The following is a 16,077-nucleotide window of genomic DNA, read 5'->3' as shown; positions in this document are numbered from 1 at the left end:
GGTCCGCGGGGGCACAGGGCTCCCGGGCGTCCGACGCGTCCGCCCGGCGGCGTGGTGATTCCGCGAAGTCGCAGGCCTCGGGGGCCGGGGTCGCTTCCGAGCCGACCCCGTCGGCCGAGAGCACCCAGGTGCTCCGCAGGGTCACGGCGCCCCGGGGCTCCCAGGAAGGCCCCTCCGGCAAGGAGACCGGCGCGGCTCAGGGGGCCGGTGAGACGCGCGCGCCCGAGACCACCCAGGTCCTCCGGCGCGTCGGCCCGCCCCGACCGGCCGAGCCCGGCGACCCCACCAGGTCGTCGGCCGCCTCCCGGGCCGACGAGCCGAACCCTGCCGGACCCACGACCCGGGCCACCGGCCCCGGCGCCGCCGGCCGCAACCCTCGTACGAACCGTGCTGCCCAGGCGGCCGGTGCCGCCGGAGCCGCAGCCACCGGTGCCGCGGGCGCCGCCGACCAGGCCTCCCAGGCCGGCCCCGCAGGTGCCGCCGGTGCCGCAGGCGCGCTCGGCGCAGCCGGAGCAGCCGCCCGGGGCCGCCGCACCGGCACCCGTACGGCCACCCATGCCACTGGCACCACCGGCAACAACTCCACCGGCACCACCGACCACGACACCACCGTCCTCGCCGCGACACCGGCATCCGGTGACGCCCAGCCCACCCCCGGCGACGGCAAGGGCAAGGGGAAGAAGCCCAAGCGGCCCAAGCGGACCGGGTGGCGGCGGATCATTCCCACCTGGCGCATGGTGCTCAGCACCGTCGTCATCGGCATCCTTCTGCTCGTCGGGCTCTTCTTCCTCGGCTACTCCCTCGTCAAGATCCCGCCCGCCAACGCCCTCGCCACCAAGCAGGCCAACGTCTACTTCTACGCCGACGGCTCCCAGATCGCCCGCGACACACGCGACAGCCAGGTCAACCGCGAGAACGTCAGCCTCGCCGAGGTCTCCAAGGACGCCCAGCACGCCGTACTGGCCGCCGAGGACCGCGACTTCTACACCGAGTCCGCGGTCGACCCCAAGGCCATGCTCCGCGCCGCCTGGAACACCGCCACCGGCAAGGGCAAGCAGTCCGGCTCCACGATCACCCAGCAGTACGTGAAGAACTACTACCTGGCCCAGGAGCAGACGCTCACCCGCAAGGCCAGGGAGTTCTTCATCTCGATCAAGCTGGACCGCACCAAGTCCAAGGACCAGATCCTGGAGGGCTACCTCAACACCAGCTACTTCGGCCGTGGTGCCTACGGCATCCAGGCCGCCGCCCAGGCCTACTTCGGCGCCGACGCCAGGGACCTCGACCCGGCCCGCGCCGCCTACCTCGCCGCGCTCGTCAACGCGCCCAGCGAGTACGACGTCGTCGCCCACCCCGAGAACAAGGCCGCGGCCGTCGCCCGCTGGAACTACGTCCTGGACGGCATGGTCAAGAAGGGCTGGCTCAGCGAGTCCAAGCGCGCCGGCATGAAGTTCCCCATGCCGAAGGAGCAGACGGTCTCCACCGGCCTGTCCGGCCAGCGCGGCTACCTCGTGGACGCGATCAAGCACTACCTGGCCGCGAACAACATCCTCGACGCCGACCAGCTCGCCGCCGGCGGCTACCGCATCACCACCACCATCCAGAAGAACAAGCAGGACGCCTTCGTCAAGGCGGTGGACGACCAGCTGATGTCCAAGCTGGACAAGAAGAACAACCCGAAGGACAAGTACGTCCGCGCGGGCGGTGCCTCCATCGACCCGAAGACCGGCAAGGTCGTCGCCATGTACGGCGGCATCGACTACGTGAAGCAGTACACCAACGGCGCGACCCGCGGTGACTTCCAGGTCGGCTCGACCTTCAAGCCCCTCGTGTTCACCTCGGCGGTGCAGAACGGCTCGACCACCCAGGACGGCCGCACCATCACCCCGAACACCATGTACGACGGCACCAACAAGCGGCTCGTCGAGGGCTGGAGCGGCACGCCGTACAACCCGGAGAACGAGGACCAGAAGTCGTACGGCCCGATCACCGTCACCAAGGCGACGGACCTGTCCGTGAACTCCGTCTACGCGCAGATGGCCGCCGACGTCGGCCCGTCCAAGGTCAAGCAGACCGCGATCGACCTCGGCATCCCGGCCGACACCCCGGACCTGTACCCGTCCCCGTCGATGGCGCTCGGCACCGCCACCGCCAGCGTCCTGGACATGGCCCAGGCATACGCGACGATCGCCAACCACGGCAAGCACGGCACGTACACCCTGATCGAGAAGATCACCAAGGACGGCACCAAGGACGTGTCGCTGCCCGACCAGCCGGTCAAGCAGGCCGTCAGCCGGGAGGCCGCCGACACCACCACGTCGATCCTGCAGAGCGTCGTCGACCACGGCACCGCCCTCGCCGCGCAGAACGCGGGCCGCCCGGCGGCCGGCAAGACCGGCACCGCCGAGAACGACACCGCCGCCTGGTTCGCGGGCTACACCCCCGACCTGGCCACAGTGGTCTCCGTCATGGGCCAGGACCCGGTGACCGCCAAGCACATGCCGCTGTACGGCGCCCTCGGCCAGCCCCGCATGAACGGCGGCGGCCCGCCCACCGAGATCTGGGCCCAGTACACGCGCACCGCTCTCCAGGGCACCCCGGCGAGCGACTTCGATCTGCAACTGCAGCAGGGCGCCGACCAGCCCCAGCCGCCCAGCACGGGCTCCGCCACCCCGCCGGGCACCACCGGCGACCAGAACAACGGCGGTACGACCACCGGCGGCGGCCGGCACGACGGCGGTGCCACCACGAGCCCGACCGGCGGCGGCACCACCACCGGCACCACCACCGACGGCGGTACGACCACCGGCGGTGACACCACCGGCGGAACCACCACCGGCGGCACCCCCACCACCGACGGCGGTGGCACCACCACCGGCGGCGACACCACGGGCGGTGACACCACCGGCGGCGACACGGCCGGCGGCGACGCCACCGGCGGCGGTACGGACCCGGGCGGCGCCACCGACGGGGGCGCCACGACAGGCACGACCGCCGGCCCCGGAGGCGGCCCCGTCACCTGACGCCCGACCGCTCGCTAGTGACCGCTGGTCGCCTTCAGCCCCACCACGGCGACCAGCAGCAGACACACGAAGAAGATCCGGGCGGCGGTGACCGGCTCACCCAGCACCACCATGCCGAGCACCGCCGCGCCGGCCGCCCCGATGCCCACCCACACGCCGTACGCGGTACCGATGGGCAGGGACTTCGCGGCGTACGACAACAGGACCATGCTCGCGACGATCCCGGCACCCGTGCACACACTGGGCACCGGCCGGGTGAAGCCGTCGGTGTACTTCATCCCGATCGACCAGCCGACTTCCAGCAGTCCGGCGACGATCAACAGAACCCAGGCCACGACAGGCACCTCCGAGACGAACGAGGACTCTCTTCCGCGGTGCGTCGTCTTTGCCTGCATCCCGGTACGGCGCGTCTCGTCGGGCTCACATCCGAACGTAGCAAAAGCAGCACGAAGGGGCCGGTGACGATGGTCACCGGCCCCTTCGTGCGCTGCTCCTACAGGTACAGACCCGTGGAGTCCTCCGACCCCTCGAAGCGGTCCGCGGCCACGGCGTGCAGATCCCGCTCGCGCATGAGCACGTATGCCACACCCCGCACCTCGACCTCGGCCCGGTCCTCCGGATCGAACAGAACCCGGTCACCCGGCTCCACGGTCCGTACGTTCTGCCCGACCGCGACGACCTCGGCCCAGGCCAGCCGCCGTCCGACCGCCGCAGTGGCGGGGATCAGAATGCCGCCCCCCGACCGCCGCTCGCCCTCACCGGTCTCCTGCTTGACCAGAACCCGGTCGTGCAGCATCCGGATCGGGAGCTTGTCGTGATGGGGGGTGCTGTGCTGGTTTCTGTTGGCGCTCACGCCTCGAACCTACCTGTCCTCGCCCTGCCCGTACGCGCCCGGGTCAGCCCTTGCGCCGCCGCGAGCCCACGGTGAGCAGCCCGACGACGCCGACGGCGAGCAGCGCGACCGGCACGACCCGCTCCAGCCGCAGCCCGCCCTTTTCATCGACGAACTGCATCCGGACCTCACTCACCACGCGGTTGACCTGGACGTACGCCCGACCGACCGTGTGATCGACATGCGCGACCACCTTGGCCCTGGCGTCTGCCGCGATCGTCTTCGGATGCACCCGCACCCCGATCTCGTCCAGTGTCTCGGCCAGCACTTCACGGCGGCGCTTGATGTCCGCCTCGATCTGCGCCGGGGTTCTGGTGTCCGACGTGTCCGCCACCGTACGGCCTCCGAAGTCTCCTGATGCTGTCCCGAACAGTCTGTCAGCTTCTGCTCCCGGCGCACCGCAAGGCCCCCCGGTTACCCTGGCCCGATGAGCGAGCGACTCCAGCCGGGGGACGTGGCCCCCGCCTTCACCCTCCCGGATGCCGACGGCAACGACGTCTCCCTGTCCTCCCACAAGGGCCGCAAGGTCATCGTCTACTTCTACCCGGCCGCCCTTACTCCAGGCTGCACCAAGCAGGCCTGCGACTTCACGGACAACCTGGAACTCCTGGCCGGCGCCGGCTACGACGTCATCGGCATCTCGCCCGACGACCCGGAGAAGCTTTCCAAGTTCCGCGAGAAGGAGTCCCTCAAGGTCACGCTGCTGGCCGACCCGGAGAAGAAGGTCACCGAGGCCTACGGCGCGTACGGCGAGAAGAAGAACTACGGCAAGACCTACATGGGCGTCATCCGCTCCACGATCGTCGTGGACGAGGAGGGCAAGGTCGAAAAGGCCCTCTACAACGTCCGCGCCACCGGCCACGTGGCAAAGATCATCAAGGATCTGGGCATCTGACCGACGGGTCCCACTGCCCGGCCGCTAGCATGGCCGGGCAGTACCACGCGGCCGTGGTGGAATTGGCAGTCACGCTGGGTTTAGGTCCCAGTGGGGTAACTCCCGTGAGGGTTCGAGTCCCTCCGGCCGCACCAGAGTTCAGCCGAGCAGCTCCCGGACGACCGGCACCAACGCCCGGAACGCCTTGCCCCGGTGGCTGATCGCATTCTTCTCCTCGGGGCTCAGCTCGGCGCACGTGCGCGTCTCGCCCTCCGGCTGGAGGATCGGGTCGTAGCCGAAGCCGTTCGTGCCGGCGGGCGTGTGCCGAAGGACGCCCAGGAGGCGGCCCTCGACCACCCGCTGCGTGCCGTCCGGCAGGGCGAGCGCCGCCGCGCAGGCGAAGTGGGCGCCCCGGTGTTCGTCCGCGATGTCGGCGAGCTGGGCCAGGAGCAGGTCCAGGTTGGCCTTGTCGTCGCCGTGGCGGCCGGCCCAGCGGGCGGAGAAGATGCCCGGGGCGCCGTTCAGGACGTCGACGCAGAGGCCGGAGTCGTCGGCGACCGCGGGGAGGCCGGTGGCCCGGGCGAGTGCGTGGGCCTTGAGGAGGGCGTTCTCGGCGAAGGTGACGCCCGTTTCCTTGACGTCGGGGACGTCCGGGTAGGCATCCGCACCCACGAGTTCATGCGGCAGGCCTGCCTCGGCGAGGATGGCCCTCAGCTCGGTGATCTTTCCGGTGTTGCGGGTGGCGAGGATCAAGCGGGTCATGCCCGCCAGTATTCCTCGCCGCAGCTACGGCTCTGCGCAGCTACGGCTCTGCGCAGCTACAGCTCTGCCTGGCCCGCGCCCTTGAGCGCGTTCAGGTCGAAGACCTCGGCCATCCTGCTGAAGCCCGGATCGCTGGGATGCAGGTGGTCGCCGGAGTCGTAGTCGGGGCGGAGGCGGTGGGGGGCGTAGGGGTCGCGGAGCGCCCGGTCGAAGTCGACGACCGCGTCGTACACCCCGCCGGCCCGGATCTGCGCGTTGATCTGCCGGCGTACCGCCTCACGGGCCGGGGTCCAGCCGCGGTGGCCCTCGAAGGGCATCAGTGTGGCGCCGACGACCTTCAGGCCGCGGGCGTGGCCCTGGCGGACCAGGGTGCGCAGGCCGGTGAGGATGCGGTTCGGGTCGGCGAGTCCCGGGTTGCGCAGGATGTCGTTGATGCCCAGGTCGATGACGACGACCTTGACGCCCGGGTGGGAGAGCGCGTCGCGGCCGAAGCGGCCGAGGCCGCTCTCGTTCTCGGCCGGCCGGCCGAGGCCGTCGGCCAGGACCTGGTTGCCGCTGATGCCTTCGTTGATCACGCTGTAGCGCGGCAGCCGGTGCCCGCCCGCGAGCGCGGTGCGCAGCCGGTCCGCGAGGACGTCCGGCCAGCGGTGGTTGGCGTTGGGGGTGGAGGTGATGCCGTCGGTGATGGAGTCGCCGAAGACGACGACGGTGCCGTCGGCCTCGTTGCTGAGGACGTCCAGGCCGGTCACGTAGCGCCAGTAGGGCGTCTGTTCGGTGTAGGGGGTGCCGGTCGAGTCCTCGGTGCGGTCGCCGTCGGCGACGTAGGAGATCTGCTGTGCGTGCGGGTGGTAGGTGACCGGGCCGGAGGGGGTGGGGGAGTAGGTGGTGACGAGGACGTCGCTGTTGTGCGGGATGGTGAGGCGTACGGCGTCGCTGGCGATCTGTCCGCCGGCGGGTATGACGACGCTGGTGGCGCCGTCGAAGGTGAGGCGGCGCATCGAGTCCGGGTCCGCGGCGGCGGTGCCGTCGCCCGCGGACAGGGCGATCGAGGCGTGTGTGAGGGTCAGCGGGGCGTGGCCGTAGAGGTTGGAGAGGGTGATCCGGGCGCCTGCGCCGCCGGTGCCGGCGTGGATGACGTTGCGCACCGAGTGACCTGCGAGGCCGAGGGTCTCGGTGCGGGGTTCGCCGCCGACCGGGGCGGTGGACCAGGCGCCGACCCAGGTGCCGGTGGAGGCGGGGGCGACGGAGGAGCCGTGGTGGGGGCGGTTGTCGGCGGCAGTGCCGCGGGAGGTGCCGTTGTCGGCTGCCACGGTGAGGTAGATGGCGGCGGATACGGCGAGGACCAGGGCGACGAGGGCGCTCAGGACCGCATAACCATGACGCTTGGTCATGCTTGTGGTGTTCTCCTTGGGATGGGAGCGCGGGGCTCCGATCGTGATGAGCCCATGATGCGGCATGGGCCGGCGAGACCTGTCAGGGCCCTGCCCAAACCCCCGTTCAGAAAGACGCCGGGAACTCCTGTTCCGTTCCGGGAGTCGGTCAGGAAGGGACAATTGTGTGCGGGATCACCGACCGGGTGGAGCTGAACGGGTGGAGCTGATGGAACCGACCGAGACGGAAGCAGCGCCGGCGCCGGGTGTGTCGTACAAGACCATGACGGCCTTCACCCCGGCCGACGAGGAGCGCCGGCGCGGGGTGCGGCGGATGAAGCTCACGGCGACGGCGATGCTGCTGTTCGTGGCGGTGGTCTATGTCCTGGCCAGACTCGCCACGCATGAGGGCGCGGGCCCCTGGGCGGGGTATGTGGCCGCGGCTGCCGAGGCCGGCATGGTGGGCGCGCTGGCCGACTGGTTCGCGGTCACCGCTCTGTTCCGCCATCCGCTGGGGCTGCCCATCCCGCACACCGCGATCATCCCTACCAAGAAGGATCAGCTGGGTGTCTCGCTGGGCGAGTTCGTCGGCGAGAACTTCCTCTCCGAGGACGTCGTACGGCAGCGGTTGCGCGCGGTCGGCATCGGCAGCCGGCTGGGGGCGTGGCTGGCCGAGCCGGAGCACGCGGACCGGGTGACGGCGGAGCTGGCCACGGCGCTGCGGGGGGCGCTGACGGTCCTGCGGGATTCGGATGTGCAGGCGGTCGTCGGTGAGGCCATCACCCGGCGGGCGAACGCCCAGGAGATCGCGCCGGGGATCGGAAAGACGCTGGAGCGGATCGTCGCCGACGGCGGGCACCGGCGGGTGGTGGACCTGGTGGTGGCCCGTGCGCACGACTGGCTGGTGCTGCACCGGGACGATGTGATGGTGGCCGTGGAGGGCGGTGCGCCGGGCTGGACGCCGCGGTTCGTGGACCGCAGGGTCGGCGAGCGGGTCTACAAGGAGCTGCTGCGGTTCGTGACCGAGATGCGGGACATGCCCTCGCATCCGGCGCGCGGCGCGCTCGATCGTTTCCTCGCCGACTTCGCCTCCGACCTGCAGTCGGACACGGACACCCGGGTGCGGGTGGAGCGGCTCAAGGGGGAGGTGCTGGGCCGGGGCGAGGTGCAGGATCTGATCGCGTCCGTCTGGACGGCCGTACGGTCGATGATCGTGGCGGCGGCCGAGGACGAGCACAGTGAGCTGCGGCTGCGGGTGCGGGCGGCGCTGCTGTCGCTCGGTGAGCGGATGGCGACGGAGCCGAAGGTGCAGGAGAAGGTGGACAGCTGGGTCGAGGGTGCGGCGGTGCACGTGGTGACGACGTACCGCGCGGAGATCACTTCGCTGATCACGGACACCGTGGCGGGCTGGGACGCCGAGCACACCACTCGGAAGATCGAGGCGCACATCGGCCGTGACCTGCAGTTCATCCGGATCAATGGCACGGTGGTGGGGTCGCTGGCCGGGCTGCTGATCTATGCGGTGACGCGGACGCTGGGTGCCTGAGGCCGGGGCCCGTACCGACTGATTCCCCGGGGTGCGGGCACCCGTCCTGCTGTGTCCCCCGGTGGTCGGGGGGCTTCGGCGAGGAGGGAGCCCATGAGCGCAGCCGAGGTGGCATCGCCGGGGAGCGGCCGGACCATCACCACCGACATCCCCGCCCGGCTGGACCGCCTGCCCTGGTCCCGCTGGCACTGGACGATCGTGATCGGCCTGGGCACGGTGTGGATCCTGGACGGCCTGGAGGTCACGGTCGTCGGCAACATCGCCGGCCGGCTGGCCGAGCCCGGCAGCGGGGTGTCGATCACCTCGGGCCAGATCACGGGCGTGGCCGCCGCACTGTATGTGGCGGGCGCCTGTTCGGGGGCGCTCTTCTGGGGCCGGCTGACCGACCGCTTCGGCCGCAAGAAGCTCTTCATGATCACGCTGGCGGTGTACCTGGCAGCGACGGCTCTGACGGCGGTCTCCTGGGAGGCCTGGTGGTTCTTCCTCTTTCGCTTTCTGACCGGTTTCGGTATCGGCGGTGAGTACGCGGCGATCAACTCCGCGATCGACGAGCTGATCCCGGCGCAGTACCGCGGCCGGGTCGACCTGGTCATCAACGGCAGTTTCTGGCTGGGCGCGGTCGGCGGCTCGCTGCTGTCGATCGTCGCGCTCGACACGGACCTGCTGGCCCGGAACGTCGGCTGGCGGCTGACGTTCGCGCTCGGCGCCGTACTCGCCCTGGTCATCCTCCTCGTCCGGCGGCACGTCCCGGAGAGCCCGCGCTGGCTGCTGATCCACGGCAGGGACGGGGAGGCCGAGGAGATCGTCTCGGGCATCGAGCGCCGGGTGGAGCGGGACAGGGGCGTGCGGCTGCCCGAGCCGCAGGGGGAGCTGGAGATCCGCCAGCGCAGGAGCGTGACGTTCCTGGAGATCGCCCGCACGGTCTTCGGGCAGTACCGCAGGCGGGCGGTGCTCGGCTTCTCCCTCTTCATCGGCCAGGCGTTCCTGTACAACGCGATCACCTTCGGCTTCGGCGCCATCCTGACCAGGTTCTTCGACGTGCCCTCCGATCACACCGGCTACTACTTCGCGGTGATCGCGGTCGGCAACTTCTGCGGCCCGCTGCTGCTGGGCAAGCTGTTCGACACGGTGGGCCGGCGGGTGATGATCTCCTCGACGTACCTGCTCTCGGGTCTGCTGCTGTTCGGCACGGCGTGGCTGTTCGACCGGGGTGCGCTGAGCGCGGGCACGTTGACGGCCTGCTGGTGCGCGGTGCTGTTCTTCGCCTCGGCCGGTGCGTCCAGCGCGTACCTCACCGTCTCGGAGATCTTCCCGATGGAGACGCGGGCGATGTCCATCGCCTTCTTCTACGCCCTCGGTACGGCGGCCGGCGGCGTCAGCGGCCCGCTGCTCTTCGCCGACCTCACCGGCACCGGCAGGGCCGGCGACACCGTCCTGGCGTTCTCCGTCGGCGCGGCCCTGATGTGCGCGGCGGGCCTGGTCGCCGCCTTCCTGGCCGTACGGGCCGAACGCCGCTCCCTGGAGGACATCGCCCGTCCGCTGACGGCGGTGGCGGGGCGGGCCAGGGCGGTGACGCGGGGTGCGGAGGGTACGCAGGGGCCCTCGGCGCCGCCCGCGCCGAGCACGCCCTGAGACGTGACGGGGACGTGACGGGGCCGGGCGGACCGGGTCAGGCGCCGGTGCTGGAGCCGGGGCGCACGATCATCAGGACGGTCACGGTGGCCCACAGCAGATTGAAGACGCCGGTGAACGCGGCGAGCCGGGCGGGGTTCGCGACCCGGCCCTCCACCAGGGCGCTCTGAGCGGGCAGCACCAGCGCGCCGAGGACGACCGCGGCGACGGCGGTCAGCGCGATCGACGCGATCAGCCAGGCGCTGCCGAGCACGCCCATCTCGTCGGCGGTGGCGAACCCGAAGACCGGGACGACGACGCCGACGAGGGCGTACACGCGGCAGATCCGGTGCAGCAGGCGCAGGGTCCCGGTGCCGCTCCCGTCCGGCGGAGCGGCGAGCACGCGGCGCGCGACGGGCGGAAACATACTGGCGGCGACGGTCACGGGGCCTACCGCGACGATGGCGGCGAGGACGTGCACGGCGAGGAGGAACTTGGTCACGCGGTGACGGTAGGTGGCCCGGGGGGCGTGGAGAAGTGGCGAGAGTGCCAGGGTTCAACGGATTGTCGCCAGGTTCTGCGGATGGTCGCCACAGCCGGTTCGACGGTTGACCACCGCAGAGGCCGCAGGTGCACACGTTGGCGAGAACCGGTCGTAGGCCTACGATCCCGCCATGCACACCGTGGCCGTACTGGCGCTGGACGGCGTCATCCCCTTCGACCTCTCCGCCCCCATCGACACCTTCGGCTGGGCGCGGCTGCCCGACGGCCGCGAGCCGTACCGGGTGCGGGTGTGCTCGGTGCAGGAGGAGGTGAGCGCGGGTGCCTTCACGGTGCGGGCGCCGTACGGCCTGGAGGCGCTGGCGGAAGCGGACACGATCATCCTGCCGGGCGTGGCGGAACCACCGGAACAGTTGCCGCCGGGGGTGGCCGATGCTCTGCGCGCCGCGGCAGGGGCCGGCACCCGCATCGCCTCGGTCTGCGTGGGCGCGTTCCTGTTCGCGGCGACAGGTCTGCTGGACGGCCTGCGCGCGACGACGCACTGGGCCGCGGCCGGCCGGCTGGCGGAGCTGTATCCGAAGGTGACCGTCGATCCGAACGTCCTGTACGTCGACGACGGCCAGTTCCTGACGTCGGCGGGCGCGGCGGCGGCGCTGGACATGTGCCTGCACATGATCCGCAAGGACTTCGGCTCGGCCGTCGCCGCGCACGCGGCCCGGATGTCCGTGATGCCGCTGGAACGGGAGGGCGGGCAGGCCCAGTTCATCGTCCACGACCTGCCCCCGGCCCCGGCGGGCACGACCCTGGAACCGCTGCTGCACTGGCTGGAGGACCACAGCGACCGCGACCTCACCCTGGACGAGATCGCGGCCCGGGCGGGCATGAGCACCCGCACTCTCAACCGCCGATTCCGCGAGCAGACCGGTACGACGCCGCTGCAGTGGCTGCATCGGGCGCGGGTACGACGAGCCCAGCACCTGCTGGAGACCACGGCGCACCCGGTCGAACGGATCGCCGCCCAGACGGGCTTCGGTTCACCGACGGCCTTCCGGGAACGGTTCCGCAGGGTCGTGGGGACGAGTCCGCAGGCGTACCGCAGGGCGTTCCGGGCGGGGGCGTCGTAGCAGGGCGGTGCCGACGGTCTCCGCCTCCCCGGGCCGCTATGCCCTGCCGGGGCTCTGGGTCTTGCGGTCGGCGACGGCCCAGGAGGCGAGGGCGACGGCGCCGGCGACACCGAGGACGGACGGCCAGGCGCCGACCTTCTTCGCCAGCGGGTGGGACCCGGCGAACGCGGCGACATAGGCGGCGGTCAGCGCACCGGCGGCCTTCCCGCCTGCCTGCCTGCGCCACTGCTGAGCGGCGGCAGCCCCCGCGACGGCCAGTACGGCCCCGCCGAGCTGCCGCTTCTTGGTCCACCGGGCAACGCCGTACCCGCCGACGAGCCCGGCACCGGCGACGACCGCACTGGGAACCCTGGCCATGACTGTCTCCTCATGCTCGGTTTTTGTGCTGATGTCCGGGGCCGAGGCTAACGCGCATGCACGTGGACTCCCTTAACTTGAGTCAGAGCTTGTCAAGTTTGGGGCGGAGGGTTATATAAGAAGCCGTAGGGCATCGCACCCAATCCCTGAGGAGAGGAGTGACCTGTGATGCTCATGCGCACGGACCCCTTCCGTGATTTCGACCGCCTCACGCGACAGTTCCTCGGAGAGGCGACGCGCCCGGCCGCGATGCCGATGGACGCCTACCGAGCAGGGGACGAGTTCCTCGTCCACTTCGACCTGCCCGGCATCGACCCCGAGACGATCGAGCTGGACGTCGAGCGCAACGTCCTCAACGTCCGCGCCGAGCGCAGCAGCCCGGCCCCCGAGGACGCGGAACTGCTCGTGGCGGAGCGCCCCACGGGCACGTTCACCCGGCAGCTGTTCCTCGGCGACACCCTCGACACCGACCGCATCGACGCGTCGTACGAGGCCGGCGTCCTGACCCTGCGCATCCCGGTGGCCGAACAGGCCAAGCCACGCCGCATCCAGATCACGGGCGGCAGCACCGGCGACCGGAAGCAGCTCAGCGGCTGACCGCCGCACATTGGCCGAACTGCGGCTCATGCAGCCCGCATTACGGGGTACCGGGGGACTGCCCCCGGTACCCGACCAGCCGAAGTGACCAACTGCCGAAGCATCGAAGCACCGATGTACCAGAGGGCCGATGTACCGATGCGCCGATGCACCGATGCCCCCGGTGCGCGGACGCGCCGAAGCTTCACAGTGTCCCGGAGAAGGAGCCAGCACGATGACCGTGACGACGCCCCCACCGCCGAGAACGACCATCCCCGCCGCGTCCCCCCTGCCCCGCGAGCGTGACACCGACGCCGCACGCTGGGAGGAACTGACGGAGGCGGTACGGGAGGCGGGCCAGTACACGACCAGGGCAGAGGCGGAACGCGTGACCCGCATAGTCCTCTCAGCCCTGGGCGGCCACGTGACCGGCGACGAACGCGTAGCCCTCGCCCAGGCTCTCCCCCGAGAAGCAGCCCGAGTGATCGCCTCACAGATCCCCGCGACACACCCCCTCACTGCCCGGGAGTTCGTCGACTCGGTGGCCGCCCGCATCGAGGGGGCGACCCCGGCAACGGCCCGCTGGGACGTCAGCTCGGTCCTGAGCGTCCTGGCGAACTGGGTGGGCACCCCCCTGACCACCCGCCTCCTCGCCCAGCTCCCCCCGGGCTACGCCCTCCTCTTCGGCCGGGCGGACCTGGCCGCGACGGCATGAAACGAGGGCATGAACGACGACACGAAGCGACGCCACAAGGCGACTGACGCGACGACATAAAGCAACGACGTAAAGCAACGACATAAAGCAACGACGTAGAGCGACGGCATAAGAACGGCACACGGCACCGGGCGCCGCACACCCACTGCGCGGCGCCCGTCGCCGTACGCCCGCGTCGTGCGAGGGGAGCGCGACACAAAAGATCCGCACAACTGTGCGCGACGCAAAGATCCGCACAACCGTTCCCGCCCGTCGGGGGTCTTGGGGGTGCAACCAGTCGAGTTCTTGCAGATCGAGTTCATCCATGGGGGGAACGGACGTGCGCAGCCGCATCCGTCACACAGTCGTGATCGCCGCAGCGGTCACGACGACCACGGCTCTCACCGGGGCCCTGCTGGTCTCCACCGGTACCCAGGCCCGGGCCGCCACCACGACGGGTCCCGCGCCCACCCGGTACGCGGACGATTTCAACGGTGACGGGTACCACGACCTCGCGATCGGCGCCCCGGACGGCGCAGTGAACGTCCCCGGTCCGGACGGGAACCCCGTCCAGGCCCCGAACGCGGGCTACGTCACCGTCTCGTACGGCTCGAAGTACGGTGCCCAGCAGACCGGCCTGAAGGCCGTCACCCGGAACAGCCCCGGCGTGCCGGGCGACGCGGGGCAGGACCAGCGGTTCGGCCGGACGCTCGCCAACGGCGACTTCAACGCCGACGGCTACGCGGACCTCGCGGTCGCCTCGCACGAGGGGGTCCGCGACGAGGTCACCCTGCTCTGGGGCGGCCCCGCCGGCCTCAAGGGCGGCACCCCGATGCCCGGCAGCGACACGGCCCCCGGTTTCGGCGCGGTGCTGAAGACCGGCGACTTCACCGGAGACGGGAAGACCGACCTGATCGTCGGCTACTCCACGTCGCTCCGCCTGTACCGGGGTCCCTTCAAGACGGACGGCTCGCCTGCCTCGATCCAGCCGGTGGACGTGGGCTCCGCGTTCATCTACAGCGACGCCCAGAAGCGGCTGGCCGTGGGCCGGATCAACAAGGGCGCCATCGACGACCTCGTGGTGCTCGGCGAGAACCGCAGGCGGGGACGGGTGCTGCTCGGCGGCGCGTCCGGGCTGCGCCGGACCCCGGCCACCGTCCGGGGCGGCGACAGCGTCGTGATCGCCGATTTCGACAAGGACGGCTACGGCGACATGGCGGTGGGCGACCCGGCGTACGAAACGGACTCCGAGCGCCGCGCAGGCCGGGTCCAGATCAGCTACGGCGCCTCCGGTGGCGTGGACGAGAACCGCGGCACCAAGGTGTTCACCGAGGACAGCACCGGCATTCCGGGCGGCGTCGAGGCGGGGGACAACTTCGGCGCCGACGTCACCGCGGGCGACCTCGACCGGGACGGATACTCCGAGCTGATCGTCGGCGCTCCCGGCGAGCGGCACGCCACCTGCGAGCACTGCTACATCAGCGGGGGCGGCATCTACGTGCTCAAGGGCTCGGCCAAGGGGACGACCGGCACCGGTGCGGTGTTCTACGGCCACGATGCGGCCGGTCTGCCCCGCCCCGCCGGCGTCTACCGCATCCCCCAACTGCTCAAGATCACAGACCTGAACGGGGACGGCCGGCCCGAGATCGACCTGCCGGTCCGGGCGAACACCTCGGACGTCTGGTCGGTCCCGACGAAGGACGGCAAGCTCGCCGGAACCACCCCCACCCGCGTGGTGAAGCCCCCGGTAGACCCCCAGGTCCCCTGGCCCGGCAGCGAGTTCGGCGTACTCACCCGCTGACCGTTCCCACCCCTGCCCGCAGTCACGCGAAGCCCCCAGCAACAGCGCTGTCAGTAGTGCTCTTTCCGGTAGACGCCGTCGGGGTCGGCACCACGGCCCCACTCGGCAAAGCTGGTGTTCGCCAGTTCCATGTTGACGACGAAGGAACCGGCCGCTGTGAGGGTGATCCTGAACGGATCGTCGTCATCGTCGGGCAGGTTGTTCACGGCCAGCAACGGGAATTCGTCGGAGGCCAGGGCTCGTTCATCGGCGATGAGGACGAGAGTACTGTCGGGCCAGTCCTCGTCATTGCGCCCGATCCGTGCCTGGATCTGCTCCGCCGTGAAGCCGGCGTAGGCGCGGTTGTCGATGACGGCGATCGACTCGTGGTGATCCGAGCTTCCTTCGAGGGCCCGGAGCAGGCGTGCCCACTCATCTGGCTGCGCGAAGGATGTCCTCACCAGGAGCGGACCGGCGGACTCCTCGATCGTGGCGGAGGGCGGCCGGGGCTCGGCCCCCGTACGATCGCCGGGGATGACCTGGATGAGGAAGCGGGGCTTCTTGCCATCCGACGACCGGTCACTGGCATGGACACGGATCAGGTAGGAACCGACTCCTGCGGTGGCGAGATTCTCTCTGCGCAGCGGCTCGTATCCGCTGTCGCACAGGGCGAGGAAGCCGGTCGTGGAGATCACGGTGATCTCTTCGACCTCGTCCCAGCCGCTCTCTGCTCCCGGGTCATCTCCGGCGTAAAGGGTGACGGTGGGGTTCTCCAGGGCGCTTCCGGCGTCGATGCGCAGCCAGTCTTTCTCGGCCGCCAGAAACCTGCGTCCACGCGGCAGTTTGCCGGCGTCGGGGTCCATGATGGCCAGGTCGCCCCACTCCTTCATCTTGAGCGGGCGGGTACGGCCGTCCAGGAGGGGCCAGTTGTAACGCTGCATGAAGAACTCCCGTCGGGCTTGTTGCA

16 protein-coding genes, 1 tRNA gene and 1 riboswitch are annotated in these 16,077 nt (G+C 70.8%); of the genes, 9 read left to right on the top strand and 8 right to left on the bottom strand.

All coding sequences use genetic code 11. From position 1 onward, the window contains the following. The first annotated feature begins 128 nt into the window (after positions 1 to 128). The gene (locus tag ACZ41I_RS37500; protein ID WP_468516263.1) at positions 129 to 3,023 is read left to right on the top strand and encodes a transglycosylase domain-containing protein; all 2,895 of its coding nucleotides are present in this window, start codon (positions 129 to 131) and stop codon (positions 3,021 to 3,023) included. Positions 3,024 to 3,037: 14 nt separating this feature from the next. Here ACZ41I_RS37500 and ACZ41I_RS37495 read toward each other — a convergent pair whose 3' ends face one another. The 3 genes from ACZ41I_RS37495 to ACZ41I_RS37485 all read right to left on the bottom strand — a co-directional run bounded on the left by ACZ41I_RS37495 (position 3,038) and on the right by ACZ41I_RS37485 (position 4,249). Beyond that, on the bottom strand, positions 3,038 to 3,358 hold the full coding sequence (locus ACZ41I_RS37495) for a DMT family transporter (RefSeq protein WP_363213934.1): 321 nt from the start codon (positions 3,356 to 3,358) through the stop codon (positions 3,038 to 3,040). A 38-nt stretch (positions 3,359 to 3,396) separates the two neighbouring features. Then, positions 3,397 to 3,463: riboswitch (guanidine-III (ykkC-III) riboswitch) on the bottom strand. A gap of 53 nt (positions 3,464 to 3,516) precedes the next feature. Next, positions 3,517 to 3,876, bottom strand: a complete 360-nt coding sequence (locus ACZ41I_RS37490; RefSeq protein ID WP_031159553.1) for a GroES family chaperonin — start codon at positions 3,874 to 3,876, stop codon at positions 3,517 to 3,519. A 43-nt stretch (positions 3,877 to 3,919) separates the two neighbouring features. Further along, on the bottom strand, positions 3,920 to 4,249 hold the full coding sequence (locus tag ACZ41I_RS37485; RefSeq protein ID WP_363216231.1) for a DUF3618 domain-containing protein: 330 nt from the start codon (positions 4,247 to 4,249) through the stop codon (positions 3,920 to 3,922). Between the two features lie 93 nt (positions 4,250 to 4,342). On the opposite strand from ACZ41I_RS37485, the gene bcp reads away from it, so the two are divergent. Together bcp and ACZ41I_RS37475 are read left to right on the top strand one after the other, a co-directional pair. Next, the gene (bcp, locus tag ACZ41I_RS37480) at positions 4,343 to 4,810 is read left to right on the top strand and encodes a thioredoxin-dependent thiol peroxidase (RefSeq protein ID WP_363216230.1); all 468 of its coding nucleotides are present in this window, start codon (positions 4,343 to 4,345) and stop codon (positions 4,808 to 4,810) included. Between the two features lie 47 nt (positions 4,811 to 4,857). Next, positions 4,858 to 4,944, top strand: a tRNA-Leu gene (locus tag ACZ41I_RS37475). A gap of 4 nt (positions 4,945 to 4,948) precedes the next feature. Here the strand turns inward: ACZ41I_RS37475 and rdgB are convergent. Beyond that, positions 4,949 to 5,551 (bottom strand): RdgB/HAM1 family non-canonical purine NTP pyrophosphatase, encoded by a 603-nt coding sequence (rdgB, locus tag ACZ41I_RS37470; protein ID WP_363216228.1) that lies wholly within the window; start codon positions 5,549 to 5,551, stop codon positions 4,949 to 4,951. Between the two features lie 56 nt (positions 5,552 to 5,607). Then, on the bottom strand, positions 5,608 to 6,942 hold the full coding sequence (locus tag ACZ41I_RS37465) for an SGNH/GDSL hydrolase family protein (protein ID WP_468516262.1): 1,335 nt from the start codon (positions 6,940 to 6,942) through the stop codon (positions 5,608 to 5,610). Positions 6,943 to 7,150: 208 nt separating this feature from the next. Here ACZ41I_RS37465 and ACZ41I_RS37460 point away from each other — a divergent pair, with 208 nt between their 5' ends. Both ACZ41I_RS37460 and ACZ41I_RS37455 read left to right on the top strand, forming a co-directional pair. After that, positions 7,151 to 8,467 carry a DUF445 domain-containing protein gene (locus tag ACZ41I_RS37460; protein WP_468516261.1) on the top strand — a complete coding sequence of 439 codons (1,317 nt, stop codon included), beginning with the start codon at positions 7,151 to 7,153 and terminating at the stop codon, positions 8,465 to 8,467. 93 nt (positions 8,468 to 8,560) lie between these two features. Further along, on the top strand, positions 8,561 to 10,099 hold the full coding sequence (locus ACZ41I_RS37455) for an MFS transporter (protein ID WP_468516260.1): 1,539 nt from the start codon (positions 8,561 to 8,563) through the stop codon (positions 10,097 to 10,099). Between the two features lie 37 nt (positions 10,100 to 10,136). Here ACZ41I_RS37455 and ACZ41I_RS37450 read toward each other — a convergent pair whose 3' ends face one another. Next, positions 10,137 to 10,580: a hypothetical protein gene (locus tag ACZ41I_RS37450; RefSeq protein ID WP_468516259.1), complete on the bottom strand. Its 444-nt coding sequence runs from the start codon at positions 10,578 to 10,580 to the stop codon at positions 10,137 to 10,139. A 172-nt stretch (positions 10,581 to 10,752) separates the two neighbouring features. Here ACZ41I_RS37450 and ACZ41I_RS37445 point away from each other — a divergent pair, with 172 nt between their 5' ends. Continuing rightward, positions 10,753 to 11,703: a GlxA family transcriptional regulator gene (locus ACZ41I_RS37445; protein ID WP_468516258.1), complete on the top strand. Its 951-nt coding sequence runs from the start codon at positions 10,753 to 10,755 to the stop codon at positions 11,701 to 11,703. A gap of 36 nt (positions 11,704 to 11,739) precedes the next feature. Here the strand turns inward: ACZ41I_RS37445 and ACZ41I_RS37440 are convergent, their stop codons facing one another. Further along, a complete protein-coding gene (locus ACZ41I_RS37440) occupies positions 11,740 to 12,060 on the bottom strand; it encodes a hypothetical protein (protein WP_363216222.1) in 321 nt (106 codons plus the stop codon). 168 nt (positions 12,061 to 12,228) lie between these two features. Between ACZ41I_RS37440 and ACZ41I_RS37435 the strand changes: the two genes are divergently transcribed. The 3 genes from ACZ41I_RS37435 (at position 12,229) to ACZ41I_RS37425 (ending at position 15,131) form a co-directional block, all read left to right on the top strand. Continuing rightward, positions 12,229 to 12,657: an Hsp20/alpha crystallin family protein gene (locus tag ACZ41I_RS37435; protein ID WP_399768624.1), complete on the top strand. Its 429-nt coding sequence runs from the start codon at positions 12,229 to 12,231 to the stop codon at positions 12,655 to 12,657. A 214-nt stretch (positions 12,658 to 12,871) separates the two neighbouring features. Then, positions 12,872 to 13,351 (top strand): DUF2267 domain-containing protein, encoded by a 480-nt coding sequence (locus ACZ41I_RS37430; protein ID WP_363216220.1) that lies wholly within the window; start codon positions 12,872 to 12,874, stop codon positions 13,349 to 13,351. Positions 13,352 to 13,655: 304 nt separating this feature from the next. Then, the gene (locus ACZ41I_RS37425; RefSeq protein WP_468516257.1) at positions 13,656 to 15,131 is read left to right on the top strand and encodes an FG-GAP-like repeat-containing protein; all 1,476 of its coding nucleotides are present in this window, start codon (positions 13,656 to 13,658) and stop codon (positions 15,129 to 15,131) included. Positions 15,132 to 15,181: 50 nt separating this feature from the next. On the opposite strand, the gene ACZ41I_RS37420 is transcribed toward ACZ41I_RS37425, so the two are convergent. Beyond that, positions 15,182 to 16,051: a DUF6924 domain-containing protein gene (locus ACZ41I_RS37420; protein WP_468516256.1), complete on the bottom strand. Its 870-nt coding sequence runs from the start codon at positions 16,049 to 16,051 to the stop codon at positions 15,182 to 15,184. Between the last annotated feature and the right edge of the window lie 26 nt (positions 16,052 to 16,077).

This window comes from Streptomyces sp. NPDC030799, from assembly GCF_055572255.1.
This window is presented reverse-complemented; position numbering and strand designations above follow the sequence as displayed.

Excerpts from the sequence above, each read along its gene's own strand:
- bcp (WP_363216230.1), top strand. The coding sequence starts at position 4,343 with ATGAGCGAGCGACTCCAGCCGGGGGACGTGGCCCCCGCCTTCACCCTC.
- rdgB (WP_363216228.1), bottom strand. The coding sequence starts at position 5,551 with ATGACCCGCTTGATCCTCGCCACCCGCAACACCGGAAAGATCACCGAG.
- ACZ41I_RS37465 (WP_468516262.1), bottom strand. The coding sequence starts at position 6,942 with ATGACCAAGCGTCATGGTTATGCGGTCCTGAGCGCCCTCGTCGCCCTG.
- ACZ41I_RS37460 (WP_468516261.1), top strand. The coding sequence starts at position 7,151 with ATGGAACCGACCGAGACGGAAGCAGCGCCGGCGCCGGGTGTGTCGTAC.
- ACZ41I_RS37455 (WP_468516260.1), top strand. The coding sequence starts at position 8,561 with ATGAGCGCAGCCGAGGTGGCATCGCCGGGGAGCGGCCGGACCATCACC.
- ACZ41I_RS37445 (WP_468516258.1), top strand. The coding sequence starts at position 10,753 with ATGCACACCGTGGCCGTACTGGCGCTGGACGGCGTCATCCCCTTCGAC.
- ACZ41I_RS37440 (WP_363216222.1), bottom strand. The coding sequence starts at position 12,060 with ATGGCCAGGGTTCCCAGTGCGGTCGTCGCCGGTGCCGGGCTCGTCGGC.
- ACZ41I_RS37435 (WP_399768624.1), top strand. The coding sequence starts at position 12,229 with ATGCTCATGCGCACGGACCCCTTCCGTGATTTCGACCGCCTCACGCGA.
- ACZ41I_RS37430 (WP_363216220.1), top strand. The coding sequence starts at position 12,872 with ATGACCGTGACGACGCCCCCACCGCCGAGAACGACCATCCCCGCCGCG.
- ACZ41I_RS37425 (WP_468516257.1), top strand. The coding sequence starts at position 13,656 with ATGGGGGGAACGGACGTGCGCAGCCGCATCCGTCACACAGTCGTGATC.
- ACZ41I_RS37420 (WP_468516256.1), bottom strand. The coding sequence starts at position 16,051 with ATGCAGCGTTACAACTGGCCCCTCCTGGACGGCCGTACCCGCCCGCTC.